We start from the raw sequence: 17,751 nt of genomic DNA on the forward strand, positions 1-17,751 counted from the left end.
CGGGACCGTGGTCCCGACGCCCGCCTTTCGTCGTACGGGGCTCAGCCGGCCAGCACGGCGGCGAGCTGGGCGACCGCGTGGTCGATCTCCTGCTCGGTGATCACCAGCGGCGGGGCGAGCCGGATGGTGGCGCCGTGGGTGTCCTTGGCGAGCACCCCGCGCTCGGCGAGCCGCTCGCACGCCTCCCGGCCGCTCATCAGCGCCGGGTCGATGTCGAGGCCGGCCCACAGGCCACGGCCCCGCACCGCCACGAGGCCCCGGCCGACCAGCGACCGGAGACCGGCGTGCAGCCGGGCGCCCAACTCGGTCGAGCGGCGCTGGAACTCGCCGGTGGCCAGCAGCCGGACGACCTCGGTCGCGACGGCGCACGCCAGCGGGTTGCCGCCGAACGTGGAGCCGTGCTGACCCGGCCTGAGCACGCCGAGCACGTCGGCGTTCGCGGCCACCGCGGAGACCGGCACGATACCGCCGCCCAGCGCCTTGCCCAGCAGGTACATGTCGGGCGTGACGCCCTCGTGGTCGCAGGCGAAGGTGTCCCCGGTCCGGCCGAGGCCGGACTGGATCTCGTCGGCGATGAAGAGCACGTTCTGCTCGGTGCAGACCCGGCGTACGGCCGGCAGGTAGCCCTCCGGCGGCACCACGACGCCCTGCTCGCCCTGGATCGGCTCGATCAGGACAGCGACGGTGTTCTCGTCGATCGCGGCGGCCAGCGCGTCCAGGTCGCCGTAGGGCACCACGGTGAAGCCCGGGGTGTACGGCCCGAAGTCGGCCCGCGCGTCCTCGTCCGTGGAGAAGCTGACGATGGTGGTCGTACGGCCGTGGAAGTTCCCCTCGGCCACCACGATGTTGGCCTGGCCCGGGGCGACGCCCTTGACCTGGTAGCCCCACTTGCGGGCGACCTTGATGCCGGTCTCCACCGCCTCGGCGCCGGTGTTCATCGGCAGCACGAGGTCCTTGCCGCACAACTCGGCCAGCTCGCGGCAGAAGTCGGCGAACTGGTCGTGGACGAACGCCCGGCTGGTGAGGGTCAGCCGGTCGAGCTGGGCGTGCGCGGCCGCGATCAGCGTCGGGTGCCGGTGGCCGAAGTTCAGTGCCGAGTAGCCGGCCAGGCAGTCGAGGTAGCGGCGACCGTCCACGTCGGTCAGCCAGGAGCCCTCGGCGGAGGAGATCACCACCGGCAACGGGTGGTAGTTGTGCGCGGTCCACCGCTCCGCGTCGCGGATCGCCTCCGGCGTCCGCAGCATGTCGTCGATCACTGGCTCGCCTTTCCCTGACGGAGTCGCAACGTGCAGCACTTCGGTCCGCCGCCGGCTTTGCGCAGCTCGGAAAGGTCGACACCGATCGTCTCGTAGCCCCGGTCGCGCAGCTTCGCGGCCAGCCCGGTGGCCTGCGCCGGCAGCACCACGTGCCGGCCGTCGCTGACCGCGTTCAACCCGAAGACCTCCGCGTCGGCCAGGGTGGCGTGCACCGCGTCGGGGAAGAGCCGGCGCAGCACCGCCCGGCTGCCGGGCGAGAACGCCTCCGGCAGGTACGCCACCGTCCGTTCGTCGAGCACGGTGAGCGCGGTGTCCAGGTGGTAGAAGCGGGGGTCGACCAGTTGCATGGTCACCACCGGGTAGCCGAAGACCTCCTGGAGTTGCGCGTGCGAGGCGTGCGCGGTGCGGAAGCCGGTGCCGGCCAGCAGGAAGTCGCCGGCCAGCAGGATGTCGCCCTCGCCCTCGTTGACGTGCTTCGGGTCGTGCATCTCGAAGCCGGCGGCCTCGAACCAGGCGCGGTAGGCGGGGGCCTCGTCGGCGCGCTGCGGGTCGCGGAACTGCACCGCCATCGCCTTGCCGTCGATCACGGTGCCGCCGTTGGCGGCGAACACCATGTCGGGCAGGCCGGGCACCGGAGCGATCTCCTCGACGGTGTGGCCCAGGTCCCGGTAGGTCTGCCGCAGCTGCTCCCACTGCCGGACGGCGAGGTCGACGTCGACCGGCGCGGTCGGGTCCATCCACGGGTTGATGGCGTAGTCGACGGCGAAGTACGTCGGCCGGCACATCAGGAAGCGCTGGCTGGTGGCGTCCATCGTCATTGTCCTGCTCCCAGGGTCGGGCGCGCCCGGCCACCTTCGGCCCACGGGCTGGCGCCGTTGCTCAACGCTATGTCGGCACCGATGATTGAATCCACCGCTGGAAGTTGCGCAGGCCGACGGATCGTTGCGTCTGGGGGATTGTGAACGATGGTTCGTTGCGTACGGCGCCGCGTCGAGGCGCTCCACCGGGACCCGGCCCGGAAAACACTTCGGGGGCGGCGAACCGCCGCCCCCGAAAAAGGGTTGCCCGGCTGGTGAACCACCAGGCTGGTCGGGCGTCGCCGGTGAACCACCGGCGCTGCCGGCGCATCGCCGGCGAGCCGGTCAGTGCCCGCTAGAAGCGGTCCACAAACTGTGAGTCGAGCCACTCGCGGAACCGCTGCACCCAGTCCCCGTCGGCGGTCGGCCAGTCGAACTGGCCGGTCATCGCCAGCACGCCGAGCACCACGGCGCCGAGGCCCAGCGCGATGCCGAGCAACGCGTCGGTCTTGCCGGCGATGTGCCGGCGGCGGGTGGCCATCAGGCCGAGCACCGCGAGGATCGCGCCGAGGGCGCCGAGCGCGATGCCGTAGCCGGCGAGGGCGCCGGTGAGCACGAAGAGCGCCCCGGCCACGCCGACGACCAGACCCAGCGTGGCGAGCAGGCTGGCCCGGGGCTTCGGCCCGGCGACCACGGGCCGCTCCGGCTCCGGGTCGGCGACGCCGTCGCCGTCGCCGTCGCGGTCGACGGGACGTTCGACGGTGCGGTCGCGGTCGAGCGGGCGCTCCGCGGTGCGGTCCCCGTCCGGCCGGGTGGCCGGCGCCGACGTCTTGCGGTCCAGGTCGGTCGTGCGGCCGTCGAGGGTCCGTTCCAGGGCCGGGTCGGGGTCGGTGCTCCGGGGGACGCGCCGGTCGTCGTCGGTGGGCCGGCCCGTGGCCGCGCGGGCGACGGCCGCCCGCTCGGCCGCCCGCCGCTCGGCGTCGGCGTCCCGCCCGTCACCCGTCCGCCTGTCACCGCTCCACCCGTCGCCGGGCGCCGTGCTGCTGCGGTACGTCGTCTGCTCGCCGTCCCGGTCGGTGACCGCCGGGCGGCTGGACCCGGGACTCGGGTCCCCGTCGGTCCGGGCCGCGTCGTACCGGCCGGTGGCGGCCGGAGCATCGCGACCGTCGGGGTTCTCGTCCCGCGTGGGCGCCTCTTCCGACCGCCGCGACAGCGAAGGGATCCTGACCACAACACACCTCCTGGGGAAATGCGTGGTGGCTGATGGGATCGACGCCGCCCACGCGTTACGTCACCCGGGTACCCAGCCGGCCGTTCTCCGACACCAGGGGGTGGACCCGGACGGCGTGGCTATCCTTGGCACCCGTGCCAGAGGGACACACCATCCACCGCCTGGCGGCGCGGCACTCCGAGATGTTCGCCGGGGACAAGCTGCACGCCGCCAGCCCGCAGGGCCGCTTCGCCGAGGGCGCGGCCCGCCTCTCCGGCACCGTCCTGGAGGCCACCGAGGCGTACGGCAAGCACCTGCTGCACCACCACGCCGGCGAGCTGACCCTGCACGTCCACCTCGGGCTCTACGGCAGGTTCGCCGACGGCGCCGGGGAACCGCCGGAGCCCGTCGGCCAGGTGCGGCTGCGGTTGACCAGCGACCGGCACTGGCTCGACCTGCGTGGGCCCACCGCCTGCGAGCTGCTCACCCCGCCCGAGGTGGCGGCGCTGCGTGCCCGGCTGGGCCCCGACCCGCTGCGCGCCGACGCCGACCCGGAGCGGGCGTACGCCCGGATCTCCCGCAGCCCCACGTCCCTGGCCGCGTTGCTGCTGGACCAGTCGGTGGTGGCCGGCACCGGGCTGATCTTCGTCACCGAGGCGCTGTTCCGGGCCGGGCTGCCGCCGACGCTCCCCGGCCGGCGGCTGACCCGCGCCGGCTGGGACGCGCTCTGGGCCGACCTGGTGGCGTTGATGCGGCTCGCCGTCGATCGCGGCCGGATCGACACCGTGCGCGACGCGCACCTGCCCGAGGCGATGGGTCGCCCCGCCCGGGTCGACCGGCACGGCGGCGAGGTGTACGTCTACCGCCGCCCCGGCGACCCCTGCCACGTCTGCGGCACGCCGGTGCGCCGGGGCGAACTGGCCGGCCGCAACCTCTACTGGTGCGCCACCTGCCAACCTGGCTGACAGGCCCCGCCGCTCCCGTCCGAAGTTGTAGGCGGCCGAGACGTCCGACCCGATGACGGCGGCGGAGATGGTGCCGGCCGCCCTCCGGGTGGCTCGGCCGCCTCTCATCGCGTGCCGAGCAGCCAGCGGACCACCTCCACCTGGTTGGGGAAGACCCGGCCCTCGCCGATGCTCCAGGCCAGCGTCTGCCCGATCGTCCAACCGCGTACCCGCTCCCGGTCGAGGCCCAGCTCCGCGCTGAGCCGGTCCAACCGGTGCCGTACGGCGTCCGGTGAGTGCCCCAGCTCCACGCCGCGCACCAGCGGCACCACGCCGAACTCGCGCTCGCCGGTCAGCGGCTTCGGGTCGATGAGCAGCCACGGCTCCCGGGTCGCCCGCAGCACGTTGCCGGCGTGCAGGTCCTGGTTGACCAGCACCTGCTCGCCCTGGCTGCCGACCAGGTCCGTCAGCAGCCCCAGCGCCGCGTCGACCAGCCGCCGCTCGTACGGCCGGCCGGCCCGCTCCCACTTCGCCGGCAGCCGTTCCAGCCAGCCGGCGGCCTCGTCGGCGAGCGGGGTGAACGGCGGGCCAGCCGGTCGCCACAGCCGGGGTAGCAGCCCGACCGCCACGTCCAGCGCCGCGTCGGCGGGCAACGCGTGCAGCGGCGTGCCGGGCACGCACCGCTCGACCAGCAGCGCCCGCCGCTGCGGGTCGTGCCCGAGCAGCCGGGCCGCGCCCGCCCCGGCCCACTGATCCAGCGCCGTCGCCTCGTGGACGCTGTCGGGGTCCGGGTACTGGAGCTTCAGCACCGCCGGCGTGCCGTCGGGCAGCTCCGCCGGCAGGGCCAGCGAGGCGAAGGCGTACGGGAAGGGTGGCCCGAGCCGCAACGACCATCTGGCGGCGCAGGCGGCCAGCCGCTCCGGCAGCGCCGCCAGCCACTCGCGCCCGGCCGGCACGTCCCGCACCCAGCCCAACCTGTCCGGAATCAGGAGTTCGGAATCCATCCGGCCATCCTGGACCCCGGGCCCGCCACCGCGCAGCACCGATTCCGCCCACCGCCCGCCCTGCCGGTTGACCAAGAGGTTTCGGCCCGCCACGGAGATCGAACCGGACGCGAACCTCTTGATCACCGGGCCGGATCGCGGACGGGGAGGGGGCGGGACCGGGCGGAGGGCGGGCGGGGAGGACGGTGGGCGGGGCGGGGAGAGGTCAGCGGAGGCGGCGGATGTCGCCGTGGGCGCGGTAGAAGCCGCCCCGGCCGGACTCGCGGACCTGCGTGACCAGGTAGCGTGCGCCCGGCTCGCGGATGCCCTTGGGGAACTGCACGGACCAGTCCCGGTGGTAGCCGGGGGAGAGCACGTGCACCCGCAGCCGACCCCGTTCCTCGACGCACTGCACGATCACGCCGCCGTCGACGTCGCTGGTCACCTCGACCGTCGTCCAGGCCGCCGGCTCCGGCATCCGGGGCGGGGCCTTCACGTCGACGACCTCCGGCACGCTGCCGGCCTCCGCCGCCCGGATCGCCGGCTCGCTGGCGTCGACGCAGGCCAGGTAGCCGCCGGTGGTGACCACGTAGAGCCGGTCCTCGTGGTACTGCATCGAGTAGGCCGAGCCGCACCCGGTGCCGAGCTTCCACAGCCGGTTGCCGGCCTGGTCGAAGCAGTAGATCGAGGACTGGCTGTCGCCGGCGAAGACGTACCGGCCGCCCTCGGCGGTGGCGCAGGAGAAGACCGGGGCGTCGCAGCGGTAGCTGTGCTCGACGCGACCGTCCTTCGCCAGGCGCACCACCTCCCGGGTGCCGGTGCCCGCGAACACCGCGCCGGGCTCCTGCCAGCCGAAGAGCACCGAGCCGGTACGGGTGTGCCACAGCTCCCGGCCCGTGCGCCAGTCGTAGCCCGTCACGCCCTGCGAGTGGCCGTGGTAGAGCGCGTCGGCGTCGCAGCGCACCATCCACGCCGACCGGCCGCGACCCTGCCGGCGCCAGAGGAACTCGTCCTCGTGGTCGACGGCGACGATGCCGCCGCCCGCGTCGGAGACGCCCAGCACGCCGTCGTGGATGTCCAGCCAGTAGATGTCGATCTCCGGCGCGATCTCGTAGGCCACGCGGGGCACCTTGCCCGACAGGTCGTAGACGTTGCCGTCGTCGCAGCCCGCGTAGATCCAGGCGTCGTCGGCGACGATGCACTTCACCCCGTCGGGGAGGCGGACCTGGTTCAGCACCCGGGCGTCGTGGCCGAGCGTCGTGATGACGCCGCGCTCGTTGCCGACCATGCAGCTCTGCCCGTCGACGAAGATGCCGAAGGCGGGGGCGCCGGAGTCGTAGCGCCACAGCACCGGGGCGGTGCGGGCCGTGGAGCGGGTGCTGACGATCTGCCGCCGGGAGACCGCGCGCTTCTGCCGCACCCCCGGTACGGCCGGGGCGTACCCCTTGCGGACCTTCTCGCCGATCTTCTTGGCCGCCGCCGCGCGGGCCTTCGCGTTGTCGGCGTAGGCCGTGGTCTTGATCTGGCCCTGGTCACCGATCCGGCCATAGCGGACGGTCAGCGCGGCGTCGTCGACGACGACCTCGTAGAACTTGTGTGCACCGTCCACTTCGGACAGCTCGAGGTAGGTCGTCTCCTGCGACATGGGGGCCTCCGAGGGGGTCAGCGACCGGCCCGACGTGGCCGGCGCGGCGAGCGCGGGGCACACGCTAACCGTCACCCCCGACAAAGCCCCGCCGAGGTGTGCGGAAGGGCCCCTTCCTGTGCCTCAGGCGTCAGGAAGGGACCCCTCCGCGCGGCTACCGGGCGGTGGCGGCCAGGGCGTCGACGGCCTTGCGGGCGGCGATCAGCACCGGATCCCAGACCGGGGCGTACGGCGGGGCGTAGCCCAGGTCCAGCGCGGTCATGTCGTCCACCGTCATGCCGTTCCACAACGCCACCGCGAGGGTGTCGATCCGCTTCGCCGCCTCGGACCAGCCGACGATCTGCGCCCCGAGCAGCCGTCCGCCGGGCTTCTCGGCGATCAGCTTGACCGTCATCGGCCGGGCACCCGGGTAGTAGCCGGCGCGGTTGGTCGACTCGGCGATCACCGAGACGAACTCGAACCCCGCCGCGGCGGCGTCCTTCTCGCGCAGCCCGGTGCGCCCGACCTCCAGCTCGCAGACCTTGGTGACGGCGGTGCCGATCACCCCCGCGAAGGTGGCGTACCCGCCGCCGATGTTGATGCCGGCGACCCGGCCCTGCTTGTTGGCGTGGGTGCCCAGCGGCACGTGCACGGGCATCCCGGTGACCCGGTGCACGGTCTCCACGCAGTCGCCGGCGGCCCACACGTCCGGCACCCCCTGCACCCGCATCCGGCGGTCCACCCGGATCCCGCCGGTGGTGCCCAGCGGCAGGCCGGCCGCCTCCGCGAGCGCGGTGTTGGGGCGTACGCCCAGACCGAGGACGACCACGTCGGCGGGGATGGGCCCCTCGGCGGTCAGCACCGCGGAGACCCGTCCTTCGGTCTCCTCCAGGCCGGTCACCCCGAGGCCGGTGCGGATGGTGATGCCGATGCCCCGCATGGCGTCCGTGACGAGTTCGGCCATGTCCGGGTCCACGGTGGCCATCGGCTGCTCGGCCTGCTCGACGAGGGTGACGCTGAGCCCGCGCTGGATCAGCGCCTCGGCCATCTCCACGCCGATGTAGCCGCCGCCGACCACCACGGCCCGGCGCGGCCGGGGCTCGGCGTCCAGCCACTCGCGCAGCGCCGCGCCGTCGTCGAGGGTCTGCATCCCGAAGACCCCGTCGGCGTCGGTGTCCGCCCAGTCCGGCTTCGTGGGCACCGCCCCGGTGGCGTACACCAGGGTGTCGAAGCGCTCCCGGACCTCGCCGCCGCCGTCGAGGTCCCGCGCGCGGACCTCGCGCCGGTCGAGGTCGATGGCGGTCACCTCGTGCCGGAGCCGGACGTCGATGTCGAACTTCTCCCGGAAGGTGGCCGGGTCGCGGGCGATCAGCTGGTCCCGCTCGGGCACCAGCCCGCTGATCCAGTACGGGATGCCGCACGCCGAGTACGAGGTGAAGTGCCCCCGCTCGAAGGCCACGATCTCCAGGTCGCCGCGGTCGCGGCGGCGTCGCGCCTGGGACGCCGCCGCCATCCCCGCGGCGTCCCCACCGATGACGATCAGCCGTTGCGCCACGGGCACCATCCTGTCACGAACGGCTCGCGCCGCGGGTCTGTCGCGCGACGTCCTCCACCACGTCCACGAGCTTGCCGGTACGCGCGAAGACGGCGCGCTGCCGGGCCGCCCCGGTGCCGTGCCGGCGCAGCCCGGCGACGAGATCGGTCACCTCGTCCAGGTCGCCGTGGCGCTCCAGCGCCGGGCGCAGCCGCTCGACGAGCTGGTCGAACAGCTCCCAGGCCGGCCGCAGCTCGCCGTCGGTCAGGTCGACGCCCTCGCCCTCCAGCCCGTCGTGCGCCGCCCGCCAGTGCGCGGCGACCAGCAGGTGGTGGTCGGTACGCAGGGCCGGCCGCCCGGCGGCGATGTCGTCCATCGCGGTCGCCACCATGGCCCGGACCAGGGCGGCGACGAGCACCGCGTCGTCCACCGACGGGCAGACGTCACCGATGCGGATCTCCACCGTGGGGTACTTGGCCGACAGGCGGGCGTACCAGTAGAGCATCCCCTCGTCGAGCATCACGCCGCTGGCGATGAGCTGCCGGATCAGCCGCTCGTAGTGCTCGTGCGACTCCAGGAACGGGGTGGGCGCCACGGACGGCCAACGCTCCCACTCCACCGAGCGCCAGCTCGCGTAGCCGGTGTCCTCGCCCCGGGCGAAGGGGGAGTTGGTGGTCGCCGCGTGCAGTACCGGCAGCCAGGGCCGGACGTGGTTGAGCACCTGCACCCCGGTGTCCGGGTCGGGCACCCCGACGTGCACGTGCATGCCGTTGTTGCCGGGGCCGGGGACGAGCAGGCGGAACCGCTCGATCATCCGGTCGAAGCGGGGCTTGTCGACCACCGGCGGCACGGGACCGTCGACCGGCCCGGTGCCGATGGCCAGCAGCCGTACGCCCGCGCGCTCGGCCGCGTCGGCGAGTGCGGCCCGCAGCACGCCGAGGGAGTGCCGGATCGAGGAGAGTTCCAGGCCGGGCGGGCTGCCGATCTCGATCTGGCTGGTCTGGAACTCCCGTTCCACCTGACCGCGCAGCTCGGGCGGCACCTGCTCCATCACGAGGTCGACGGCGGGCACCGCCGCCCCGGTGTGCGGATCGACGAGCAGGAACTCCTCCTCGACACCCACCGTGAGCAGGTCGGTCCCCTCGGTCGTCCCGTTCGGGGCCTCCACCACCTGGCCGGTCATCGTCACCACCGTCCGTTCGCGCCGACGGCGGTCCGTCCGCGCCGGGTCGGTCGGTGGTTACCCACCGGGCGGAGGCGGGGAAACGCGGTCCGGCGTGTCGGCGCGCCCCGATCCGCGAGCCCACGCGGGGTGGGGCCGGGTCAGTGCGGCGAGCGGTCCTCGGTGGCGTGCACCAGGGCGCGGACGCGGCGCAGCGTGGCGTCGGGGGCCATGATCGCCTCCCGCCACCGGTCCAGCGTCCGGCGCAGGTCCCACACCGTCGCCTTGAGCTGCCGTTCCTGCTCGCGGGCCGAGTCGAGCTGCGCCCGGGCGAGCAGGGCGGCCTCCTCCAACTCGGCGACCCGGGTGCGCAGCGGTTGCACCAGCGTGAGGGCGGCGTCGGTGAGGGTGTCGGCGGCGTCCGCCTTGAACTTGCTCCGCTGCACGACGACCGTCGCGATGACGGCGAGACCGCCGGTGCCTCCGAGCACACCGAGGATGGAGAGCAGGACCTGCACCCAGTGCGGGGCGGACGGCGTCGAGGCGTTCACGTCCCACCTCCGGCGGGAACCGTGCCACCACCGGACAGCCCGGCGAGCGGAGCCACCTGGGTGAGCCGGCGCAGGTCGATCGAGAGCTGGATGGCGCGCCACCCCGAGCCGAAGGCGACCGCGACGACGAACGACGTCGCGGCGATCCCCTGTAGGCCGGCGATCACCGTCAGGGCGACGGCGTACATGCCGGTGACCGTGCCCAGCATGAGCACCGACGCGAGTTCGATACCGAGGCTGGTGGAGAGCCGGCCGGGCCAGGCCAGGCCCAGCAGCCCGGCGCAGCCGGCCACGATGAGCCCCGACTCCCATCCCACCTGGATGGGACCCGGCATCGCCATCTCGACCGACTGCGGTCGGGCGTCGAAGATGATCAGGAGGATCCCGCAGACCGGGGCGGTCGCCATGATGGCGATCTCGAAGGGCTGGTGCCTCGAGCGGATTCGGTTGTGGGGCACGGCGGCTCCTCAGGATGGGCCCGCCACCTCGTCGAGGCGATCCGTCGGCGGGGGCGGGCGCCCGTTGCCGACGGTGTGCCGGGAGGGCCCGCTCCCACCGCCCGGATCGCGGGCACCCTGACGACGCGGGGCACCTGGCGACCGAACGGGCCGACCCGCCCACGTCGGCGGTCGACGTACCAAGTCGTACCACTTCCGGCGCGCCTGCGTCCAGCCGGCAAGTGTCGTAAAAGAGCAGGTCAGGGCGGGTGTGGAAGGGGCGTCGCCCGAACGGGCCGGGCGGCGTGACAACGGGTCCTAGGCTGGTCGCGTGCCGGGGCTGCCAGGGGTCGCGCTGGGGACGTGGGCGTACGTCCTCGTCCACCTGACGCTGCTCGCCGACCGCCCCGCCGAGCTGCTCGCGGGGGCCGCGCTCGCCGCGGTGGCACTGCTGGCCGTCGCGCTCGCGGTGCGCGCGGCCGGCGTCGCCGACGCGCCCCGGGCCGGCCGGGCCACCGCCCTGCGCGCCCGGGCCCGGCACCGTCGGTTGCCCCGGCAGGTCGACCCGGACGCCGCCGGGCGTCCCCGGCCCCGCGCGCCCGGGCCGCACCCCTCGGCCGCGTAGCACCGCCGCGCGGCCGATTCCGCCGTTCACCCGCCCGCCCCGGCGACACCGCCCGGGCCGGCACTCCGGAATCGGACCGAGGGGTCACCCATGCTCGCCTTCGCACCTCTGCACGACGCCGTCGGCGCCGCCGGCCGCGCGCTCACCTGGTTCACCACCCTGCTCGAACCGCTGGCCGGCGACGCGGCCACGGCCGCCGCCATCGTCGTCCTCACCGTCGTCGTCCGGTTGCTGATCTCGCCGCTGACGCTCGCCCAGGTGCGCGCGGAGCGGCGTCGCGCGGCGCTCGCCCCCGAGGTCCGCGAGCTTCAGCGGCGGTACGCGGACGACCCCGCCCGGTTGCAGGGCGAGTTGTACGCGCTCTACCGGGCCAACGGCGCCAGCCCGGTCTCCGGCTGCCTGCCACTGCTGCTCCAGGCCCCGATCCTGCTGGTGATGTACCGGCTCTTCACCACCGCCGAGGGCGGCACGGGGCTGCTCGGCGAGCGGCTGGCCGGCGTGTCGCTGGGCCACCACCTCGGCGACGGGCTGGGCGGCGGGGCGCTGCCGCTGTTCGGCGCCCTGCTGGCGGCCCTGCTCGCGCTCGCCTGGTGGACGTCGCGGCGGATGCGGCGTGCGGCGGCGACCGCGACGGTGGCCGGTACGCCGACCGAGGGGCCCGGTGCGGCCGTGCTCGGTCGGCTGCTGCCGCTGTTGCCGTACACGACGCTGCTGGTGGCGCTGGTGCTGCCGCTCGCTGCGGTGATCTACCTGGTCACCACCACGGCCTGGTCGGCGGCGGAGCAGGCGGTGCTGCGCCGCCCGCGCCCGGCGCCGGCTCCCGCCGAGGGCCGTTGACGCGGCGCCGCCCGGGTGCGGTGCGGAACCCGGGCGGCACCCCATCGACGGACGTTGACATCTGTGACGTCGGCACGTACAACTCGTGAGAGAGCGCTCTCTCGACCGTCCCCGCAGAGAGGCACGTCAATGACATTTGCCCCGGCGGCGCCCGCCGCCCCGCCCCCGCGACGCCGGCTGCCCCTGGCGCTGGCCCTGTTCACCGCCGCCACCACCGCGCTGACCGGAGTGACCGTGACCGCCAACGCGGCGGTCCCGTCGCCCGCGCCCGGCTGGAGCCTGGTGTGGAGCGACGACTTCACCGGGGCGGCAGGCACGCTGCCGTCCGCCGCGAACTGGATCATCGACACCGGCACCAGCTATCCCGGCGGCCCGCCGAACTGGGGCACCGGGGAGATTCAGACCTACACCAACAGCACGGCCAACGTCAGCCACGACGGCGGCGGCAACCTGCGCATCACCCCGCTGCGCGACGCCTCCGGCGGCTGGACCTCGGCCCGGATCGAGACCGTACGCAGCAACTTCAAGGCTCCCGCCGGCGGCGTGCTGGCCATCGAGGGCCGCATCCAGATGCCCAACGTGACCGGCGCCCAGGCGTCCGGGTACTGGCCGGCATTCTGGGCGCTCGGCTCGCCGTACCGGGGCAACTACCAGAACTGGCCCGGCATCGGCGAGTTCGACGTGATGGAGAACGTCAACGGCCTCAACTCGGTCTGGGGCGTACTGCACTGCGGGGTGGCCCCGGGCGGGCCGTGCGACGAGTTCAACGGCATCGGCGCGTCCCGGGCCTGCCCCGGCAGCACCTGCCAGTCGGCCTTCCACACCTACCGGTTCGAGTGGGACGCCTCCGTCAGCCCGCAGCAGTTGCGCTGGTACGTCGACGGGCAGCTGTACCACACGGTGAGCCAGTCCCGCGTCGGCGAGCCGTACTGGTCGCAGATGACCAGCCACGCGGGCTACTTCCTGCTGCTCAACGTGGCGATGGGCGGGGCCTTCCCGAACGGGGTGGCCGGTGGTGCCACGCCGACCGCCGCCACCGTCCCCGGCCGGCCGATGCTGGTCGACTACGTGGCGGTGTACAGCCGGGGCGGCGGCACCACGCCTCCGCCCACGACCCCGCCGCCGACGACCCCGCCGCCCGGCGGGGTGCGCGACGCGTACGCGACGATCCAGGCGGAGGCGTTCAACGCGCAGAACGGCGTGCTCGTCGAGGCGTGCGCCGAGGGCGGGCAGAACATCGGCGCGCTGCGCAACGGCGACTGGGTGCGGTACGACAACGTCGAGTTCGGCTCCACCCCGCCCCGCGACTTCGTGGCCCGCGTCGCCTCCGGCGCGGCGGGCGGGGTGAGCGGACTGGTGGAGGTCCGGCTGGACAGCCCGACCAGCCCGCCGATCGGCAGCTTCGCGATCGGGAACACGGGCGGCTGGCAGAGCTGGCGTTCGGTGCCCGGCAACGTCGCCGGCCCGACCGGCCGCCGGACGGTCTACCTGACCTTCACCAGCGGACAGCCCGCCGACTTCGTCAACGTCAACTGGTTCACCTTCCGCCGCTGACCACCGTGGAGCCCTCGGCCGCCACCGAGGGCTCCACGGCGTCCGTCCGGAGTCCTGTCCCGCGCCCGTCACGGCCCCTGCCCGGGGTCCCGCCGCCGCATCGCCGGGACCCGCCGCCGCCCGGCCTGGGCCCGCGTGCCGCGTGGCCGTGCCGCGCCGAGTCCCCGCGTGCCGCGTGGCCGTGCCGCGCCGAGTCCCCGCGTGCCGCGTGGCGGTGCCGCGCCGAGTCCCCCCTTGCCGCGTCGCCGGGGCCCGCGTGCCGCGTCTGTCGATCGCCGGGCTCTCGTCTGCCGGCCGTCTGTTCTGGACAGAAACAGTTAACACTCCTAATAATAGGCGTCAATGTCGATGCCGGTGGATGTTGGCCGGTGCTGGAGGGTGTCGTGAAACGATCCAGATCTCTGGTGTTCTCGCTGGTCACAGCCGTCGTCGCGGCGCTCGGTGCGGTGTGGGTGGCGTTGCCCGCGTTCGCTGCCGGGGTGACCGCCAGCTTCGTCAAGACGTCCGACTGGGGATCGGGCTGGGAGGGCAAGTACACGATCACGAACGGGGGCGGAGCCGCCGTCGACGGCTGGAGCCTGGCCTTCGACCTGCCGGCCGGCACGACCCTCGGCAGCTACTGGGACGCGCTGCTGACCTCGTCGGGCCAGCGGCACACCTTCACCAACCGGTCCTGGAACGGCCACATCGCCCCCGGGGCCTCGGTCTCGTTCGGCTTCCTCGGTTCCGGGTCGGGTGCGCCCACCAACTGCCAGCTCAACGGCACGGCGTGCGGGGGCGGCACGAATCCCACCACCGCGCCGCCGACGACCGCGCCGCCGACGACCGCACCCCCCACCACCCCGCCCCCGACCACGCCGCCACCGACGAGCCCGCCGCCGAACACCGGCCTGCCGAAGCACATCCTCACCGGGTACTGGCACAACTTCGACAACCCCGCCGTCGAGTTGCGACTGCGTGACGTGCCGGCCGAGTACGACGTCGTCGCGGTCGCCTTCGCCGACGCCACCGCCACCCCCGGCGCGGTCGCCTTCGCCGTCGACCCCGGCCTGTCCGCCGCCCTCGGCGGCTACACCGACGCCGACTTCTCCGCCGACGTACGCACCCTCCAGGCCCGGGGCAAGAAGGTGATCATCTCGGTCGGCGGGGAGACGGGTCGGGTGGCGGTCAACGACGCCGCCTCCGCCGCCGCGTTCAGCGACAGCGTCCACGCGCTCATCCAGCGGTACGGCTTCGACGGCGTCGACATCGACCTGGAGAACGGGCTGAACCCGACCTACATGGCCCAGGCGCTGCGCTCGCTGCGGGCAAAGGTGGGGAGCGGACTGATCATCGCGATGGCTCCGCAGACCATCGACATGCAGTCACCGGACACCAGCTACTTCAAGCTGGCGCTCGACATCAAGGACATCCTCACCGTCGTGAACACCCAGTTCTACAACTCGGGGGCGATGCTCGGCTGCGACCGCAACGCCGCGTACGCCCAGGGGACGGTGAACTTCATCGTCGCGCTGGCCTGCATCCAACTGGAGGCCGGGCTCCGCCCGGACCAGGTCGGCCTCGGCCTGCCGGCCGGCGCCGGCGCGGCCGGCGGCGGCGTCGTCGCGCCCTCCGTGGTCAACGCGGCGCTGGACTGCCTGGCCCGGGGCACCAACTGCGGCAGCTTCCGCCCGCCGCGCACCTACCCGGGCATCCGTGGCGCGATGACCTGGTCGGTCAACTGGGACGTGACCAACGGCAACACCTTCGCACGCACGGTCGCCCCCCACCTGAAGACCCTCCCCTGACCAACCCCCCACCCCGCTACTCCCGCTCCCAATGACCCATCCCCGTTCCCGCTCGCCTGCCCCTGCCACCGCCCCGCCCCCGCTCGCCCGCCCCCCATCCCCCGCGTCGATCATGCAGTTGTGGTGGTCCTCAAAAGCCATGCAAGCGGCCACACCGGGCACCACGACTGCATGATCGACGCCGGCAGGGCGGGGACGGGGCGGGGCGGGGCGGGGGTGGGGTGGGGTGGGGACTCATGTGGGTGGGCGGGGCGCTCGGTGGTGGGGGCGGGGGCGGCGTGGTCGGTGAACTGCCCTGCTGTCCCGGGTGGGTCAGTGGGTGGCGTCGGCGTGGTCGTGTTGGCGGGCGCGGCGGCGACGGGTCTTCTTGACCGCCCACCAGGCGATCATGACGACGAAGGCGGCGATGATGCCGTAGTCGAACCACTTGCTGTACTGCTCGATCTGCTGCCAGCGGGAGCCGAGCGCGTATCCCAGACCGACGAAGAGGGCGTTCCAGATGCCGCTGCCCAGCGTGGTGAACGCGATGAACTCCGGCAACGGCATCCGGTTGGCCCCGGCGGGGATGGAGATCAGGCTGCGGACCACCGGCATCATCCGGCCGAAGAGCACCGCCCACCGGCCGTGCCGCTCGAACCAGCGGTCGGCCTTCTCCAGGTCGTCGAGGTCGACCAGGGGCAGCCGGTCGAGCCAGCGCTTGAGCCGGTCCTCGCCGGCGACCGCGCCCAGCCAGTAGAGGACGAGCGCCCCGCCCAGGGAGCCGGCGGTGGCGGCGAGCCCCACCAGGACGACGTTGAACCGTCCCTCGCTGGCCAGGTAGCCGGCCATCGCCAGGACGATCTCGCTCGGGATCGGCGGGATGATGCTCTCCAGGGCGACCAGCAGGGCCACCCCGATGGCGCCGGCGGCGTCGATCACTCCCGCCACCCAGCCGGTCAGGCCGCCGAGTTCGGTCGGGTCGACGTTCTCGGCGAGTGCCATCGCGATCCTTTCGGCCGGGTCCGATCAGAGTCATCTACCCTGCGGCCTGGCCGTCACACCTGCCCGTGAGCGGGGCCACCCGGCTTCACCCCTGCGGGTGCAGCTCCGCGTCGGCCGGCCCCCGCCGCCAGCCGGTGAACCGGACCCGCAGGCCCGCCCGCGTGGGGGAGCAGCAGTACGGCCCGGCGAGCGCCACCGCCTGCGGGTCCAGCGGGGCGAGCCGGACCAGCCGCGACGGCTCGTCGTCCGCCCGGGCCCGTACGGTGAGGGCGTCCCGGTCGCGGCTGACCCGCACGGTCACCTCCCGACCGGCCCACAGCGGCACCGGGGCGACGGACCAGTCGGAGACCTCACGGGTCACCACGGCGCCGACCTGCGGCTGACCGTCGCTGACCTCCACTCCGGCCTTGACCCAGTTCCGCTCGTCCACCCGCACCAGCACGCCGGCCTGGTCGAACTGCTCGCCGTAGTCGAGGACGAAGGTGACCTCCACCGCCTCGCCGGCGGGCAGCGGCGCGAGCAGCGCCGGGGCGTCGTCGTGGACGAAGCCGTACGAGGTGTGCCGCCACAGGTCGCTGCCCTCGGCCGGCTGCACCAGCAGGTCGCCCGCCGGCCCGCCCTCGACCAGCACCGGCTCGTTCCACCACTCACCCTCGGCCCAGTCGATCCGCCGCTGCGCGTAAGCCATGCCGGGACGGTACCGCCGGTGCTGCCCCCGGCGCTTCCCCCTCGGGCACGACGGCGGGGATCACAATCGGGCTCGTCTATATTCACGGCGTTGACGGACGTTCGGGAAGACGGCGGAGAGGGCGTGGCGTGGGGGAGAAGGTGGGGAGGCGGCTGCGGGCGCTGGTGGTGGCCGCAGCGGTCCTGTGTGGACTCGCGCTCGTGCCGGCGCAGCCGGCGTCCGCGCAGGCCGGAGCCATGACCCAGCCGGTGGGCGGGCGGGTCACCGGAGTGTTGTCGAACAGGTGCGGCAGCATCGACAGCGACCACTACGGCGTGGACATCGCGGGGAACGGCGGGACGGCGATCGGCGCCGCCTACCCGGGCACGGTCACGTTCGCCGGTTGGACCTCCGGCGGGGGCAACTCGGTGACGCTCTCGCACGCCGGTGGTTACCAGACCCGCTACCTGCACATGGTGCAGCCGGCCTCGGTCGCGACGGGGCAGCAGGTCGGGCAGGGCCAGGTGCTCGGGTACGTCGGCAGCACCGGCAACTCCACCGGCCCGCACCTGCACTTCGAGATCCGCCGCAACGGTGCGGTCCAGGACATCGCCCCGGCCTACACCTGCGGCGGCACGGTCAGCAAGGGCGCCCCCATCAACCTGCCGTTCCCGGACCTGGCACCGGTCAACGCCGCTCCCGACCGGTTCGCGTTCGTGAATTCGGCGGGTGTGTTGTACGCGAAGGACGGCCTGTACTCGTCGTGGCAGGCGGTCAATGCTGGTGGGGCGACGAGGGTGGT

General features: G+C 73.9%; 17 protein-coding genes. 6 read left to right on the top strand and 11 right to left on the bottom strand.

Annotation, left to right across the window (positions count from 1 at the left end; all coding sequences use genetic code 11):
* Positions 1–41: 41 nt before the first annotated feature.
* The 3 genes from rocD to ACGFIR_RS19945 all read right to left on the bottom strand — a co-directional run bounded on the left by rocD (position 42) and on the right by ACGFIR_RS19945 (position 3,284).
* The gene (gene rocD, locus ACGFIR_RS19935) at positions 42–1,256 is read right to left on the bottom strand and encodes an ornithine--oxo-acid transaminase (protein WP_393146381.1); all 1,215 of its coding nucleotides are present in this window, start codon (positions 1,254–1,256) and stop codon (positions 42–44) included.
* Positions 1,253–2,068 (bottom strand): dimethylargininase, encoded by an 816-nt coding sequence (gene ddaH, locus ACGFIR_RS19940; protein WP_357880823.1) that lies wholly within the window; start codon positions 2,066–2,068, stop codon positions 1,253–1,255. The genes rocD and ddaH overlap by 4 nt, the downstream gene beginning before the upstream one ends.
* A 340-nt stretch (positions 2,069–2,408) precedes the next feature.
* Entirely contained in the window at positions 2,409–3,284 is an 876-nt protein-coding gene (locus ACGFIR_RS19945; RefSeq protein ID WP_393146383.1) for a thrombospondin, read from the bottom strand.
* A 134-nt stretch (positions 3,285–3,418) separates the two neighbouring features.
* Between ACGFIR_RS19945 and ACGFIR_RS19950 the strand changes: the two genes are divergently transcribed.
* Positions 3,419–4,228, top strand: a complete 810-nt coding sequence (locus ACGFIR_RS19950) for an Fpg/Nei family DNA glycosylase (protein WP_393146385.1) — start codon at positions 3,419–3,421, stop codon at positions 4,226–4,228.
* A 104-nt stretch (positions 4,229–4,332) separates the two neighbouring features.
* Here ACGFIR_RS19950 and ACGFIR_RS19955 read toward each other — a convergent pair whose 3' ends face one another.
* The 6 genes from ACGFIR_RS19955 to ACGFIR_RS19980 all read right to left on the bottom strand — a co-directional run bounded on the left by ACGFIR_RS19955 (position 4,333) and on the right by ACGFIR_RS19980 (position 10,519).
* Complete coding sequence (locus ACGFIR_RS19955) at positions 4,333–5,211, bottom strand: aminoglycoside phosphotransferase family protein (RefSeq protein ID WP_393146387.1); 879 nt, start codon at positions 5,209–5,211, stop codon at positions 4,333–4,335.
* 205 nt (positions 5,212–5,416) lie between these two features.
* Complete coding sequence (locus tag ACGFIR_RS19960) at positions 5,417–6,835, bottom strand: WGR domain-containing protein (protein WP_392998916.1); 1,419 nt, start codon at positions 6,833–6,835, stop codon at positions 5,417–5,419.
* Positions 6,836–6,989: 154 nt separating this feature from the next.
* Entirely contained in the window at positions 6,990–8,369 is a 1,380-nt protein-coding gene (locus ACGFIR_RS19965; RefSeq protein ID WP_392998918.1) for an FAD-dependent oxidoreductase, read from the bottom strand.
* A 13-nt stretch (positions 8,370–8,382) separates the two neighbouring features.
* Positions 8,383–9,531, bottom strand: a complete 1,149-nt coding sequence (locus ACGFIR_RS19970; protein ID WP_392998920.1) for a glutamate--cysteine ligase — start codon at positions 9,529–9,531, stop codon at positions 8,383–8,385.
* Between the two features lie 140 nt (positions 9,532–9,671).
* Positions 9,672–10,061: a hypothetical protein gene (locus ACGFIR_RS19975; RefSeq protein WP_392998922.1), complete on the bottom strand. Its 390-nt coding sequence runs from the start codon at positions 10,059–10,061 to the stop codon at positions 9,672–9,674.
* Positions 10,058–10,519, bottom strand: coding sequence for a hypothetical protein (locus ACGFIR_RS19980; RefSeq protein ID WP_392998924.1), 462 nt, complete (start codon positions 10,517–10,519; stop codon positions 10,058–10,060). Before ACGFIR_RS19980 ends, ACGFIR_RS19975 begins: the two co-directional genes overlap by 4 nt.
* Before the next feature lie 310 nt (positions 10,520–10,829).
* Here ACGFIR_RS19980 and ACGFIR_RS19985 point away from each other — a divergent pair, with 310 nt between their 5' ends.
* The 4 genes from ACGFIR_RS19985 (at position 10,830) to ACGFIR_RS20000 (ending at position 15,301) form a co-directional block, all read left to right on the top strand.
* Positions 10,830–11,123: a DUF6412 domain-containing protein gene (locus tag ACGFIR_RS19985; protein WP_393146389.1), complete on the top strand. Its 294-nt coding sequence runs from the start codon at positions 10,830–10,832 to the stop codon at positions 11,121–11,123.
* Between the two features lie 90 nt (positions 11,124–11,213).
* Positions 11,214–11,960 (top strand): membrane protein insertase YidC, encoded by a 747-nt coding sequence (yidC, locus tag ACGFIR_RS19990; RefSeq protein ID WP_393146391.1) that lies wholly within the window; start codon positions 11,214–11,216, stop codon positions 11,958–11,960.
* Positions 11,961–12,089: 129 nt separating this feature from the next.
* A complete protein-coding gene (locus ACGFIR_RS19995; protein ID WP_393146393.1) occupies positions 12,090–13,514 on the top strand; it encodes a carbohydrate-binding protein in 1,425 nt (474 codons plus the stop codon).
* 383 nt (positions 13,515–13,897) lie between these two features.
* Positions 13,898–15,301: a chitinase gene (locus ACGFIR_RS20000; RefSeq protein ID WP_393146395.1), complete on the top strand. Its 1,404-nt coding sequence runs from the start codon at positions 13,898–13,900 to the stop codon at positions 15,299–15,301.
* A 312-nt stretch (positions 15,302–15,613) separates the two neighbouring features.
* On the opposite strand, the gene ACGFIR_RS20005 is transcribed toward ACGFIR_RS20000, so the two are convergent.
* On the bottom strand, positions 15,614–16,282 hold the full coding sequence (locus ACGFIR_RS20005) for a DedA family protein (RefSeq protein ID WP_393146397.1): 669 nt from the start codon (positions 16,280–16,282) through the stop codon (positions 15,614–15,616).
* 85 nt (positions 16,283–16,367) lie between these two features.
* Positions 16,368–16,970, bottom strand: a complete 603-nt coding sequence (locus tag ACGFIR_RS20010) for a DUF1349 domain-containing protein (RefSeq protein ID WP_392998936.1) — start codon at positions 16,968–16,970, stop codon at positions 16,368–16,370.
* Positions 16,971–17,098: 128 nt separating this feature from the next.
* On the opposite strand from ACGFIR_RS20010, the gene ACGFIR_RS20015 reads away from it, so the two are divergent.
* On the top strand, positions 17,099–17,751 hold a 653-nt coding region (locus ACGFIR_RS20015), incomplete at its 3' end, for a M23 family metallopeptidase (RefSeq protein ID WP_393146399.1).

Origin of the sequence: Micromonospora sp. NPDC049051 (assembly GCF_043197575.1) — a bacterium.
Lineage (GTDB): Bacteria > Actinomycetota > Actinomycetes > Mycobacteriales > Micromonosporaceae > Micromonospora.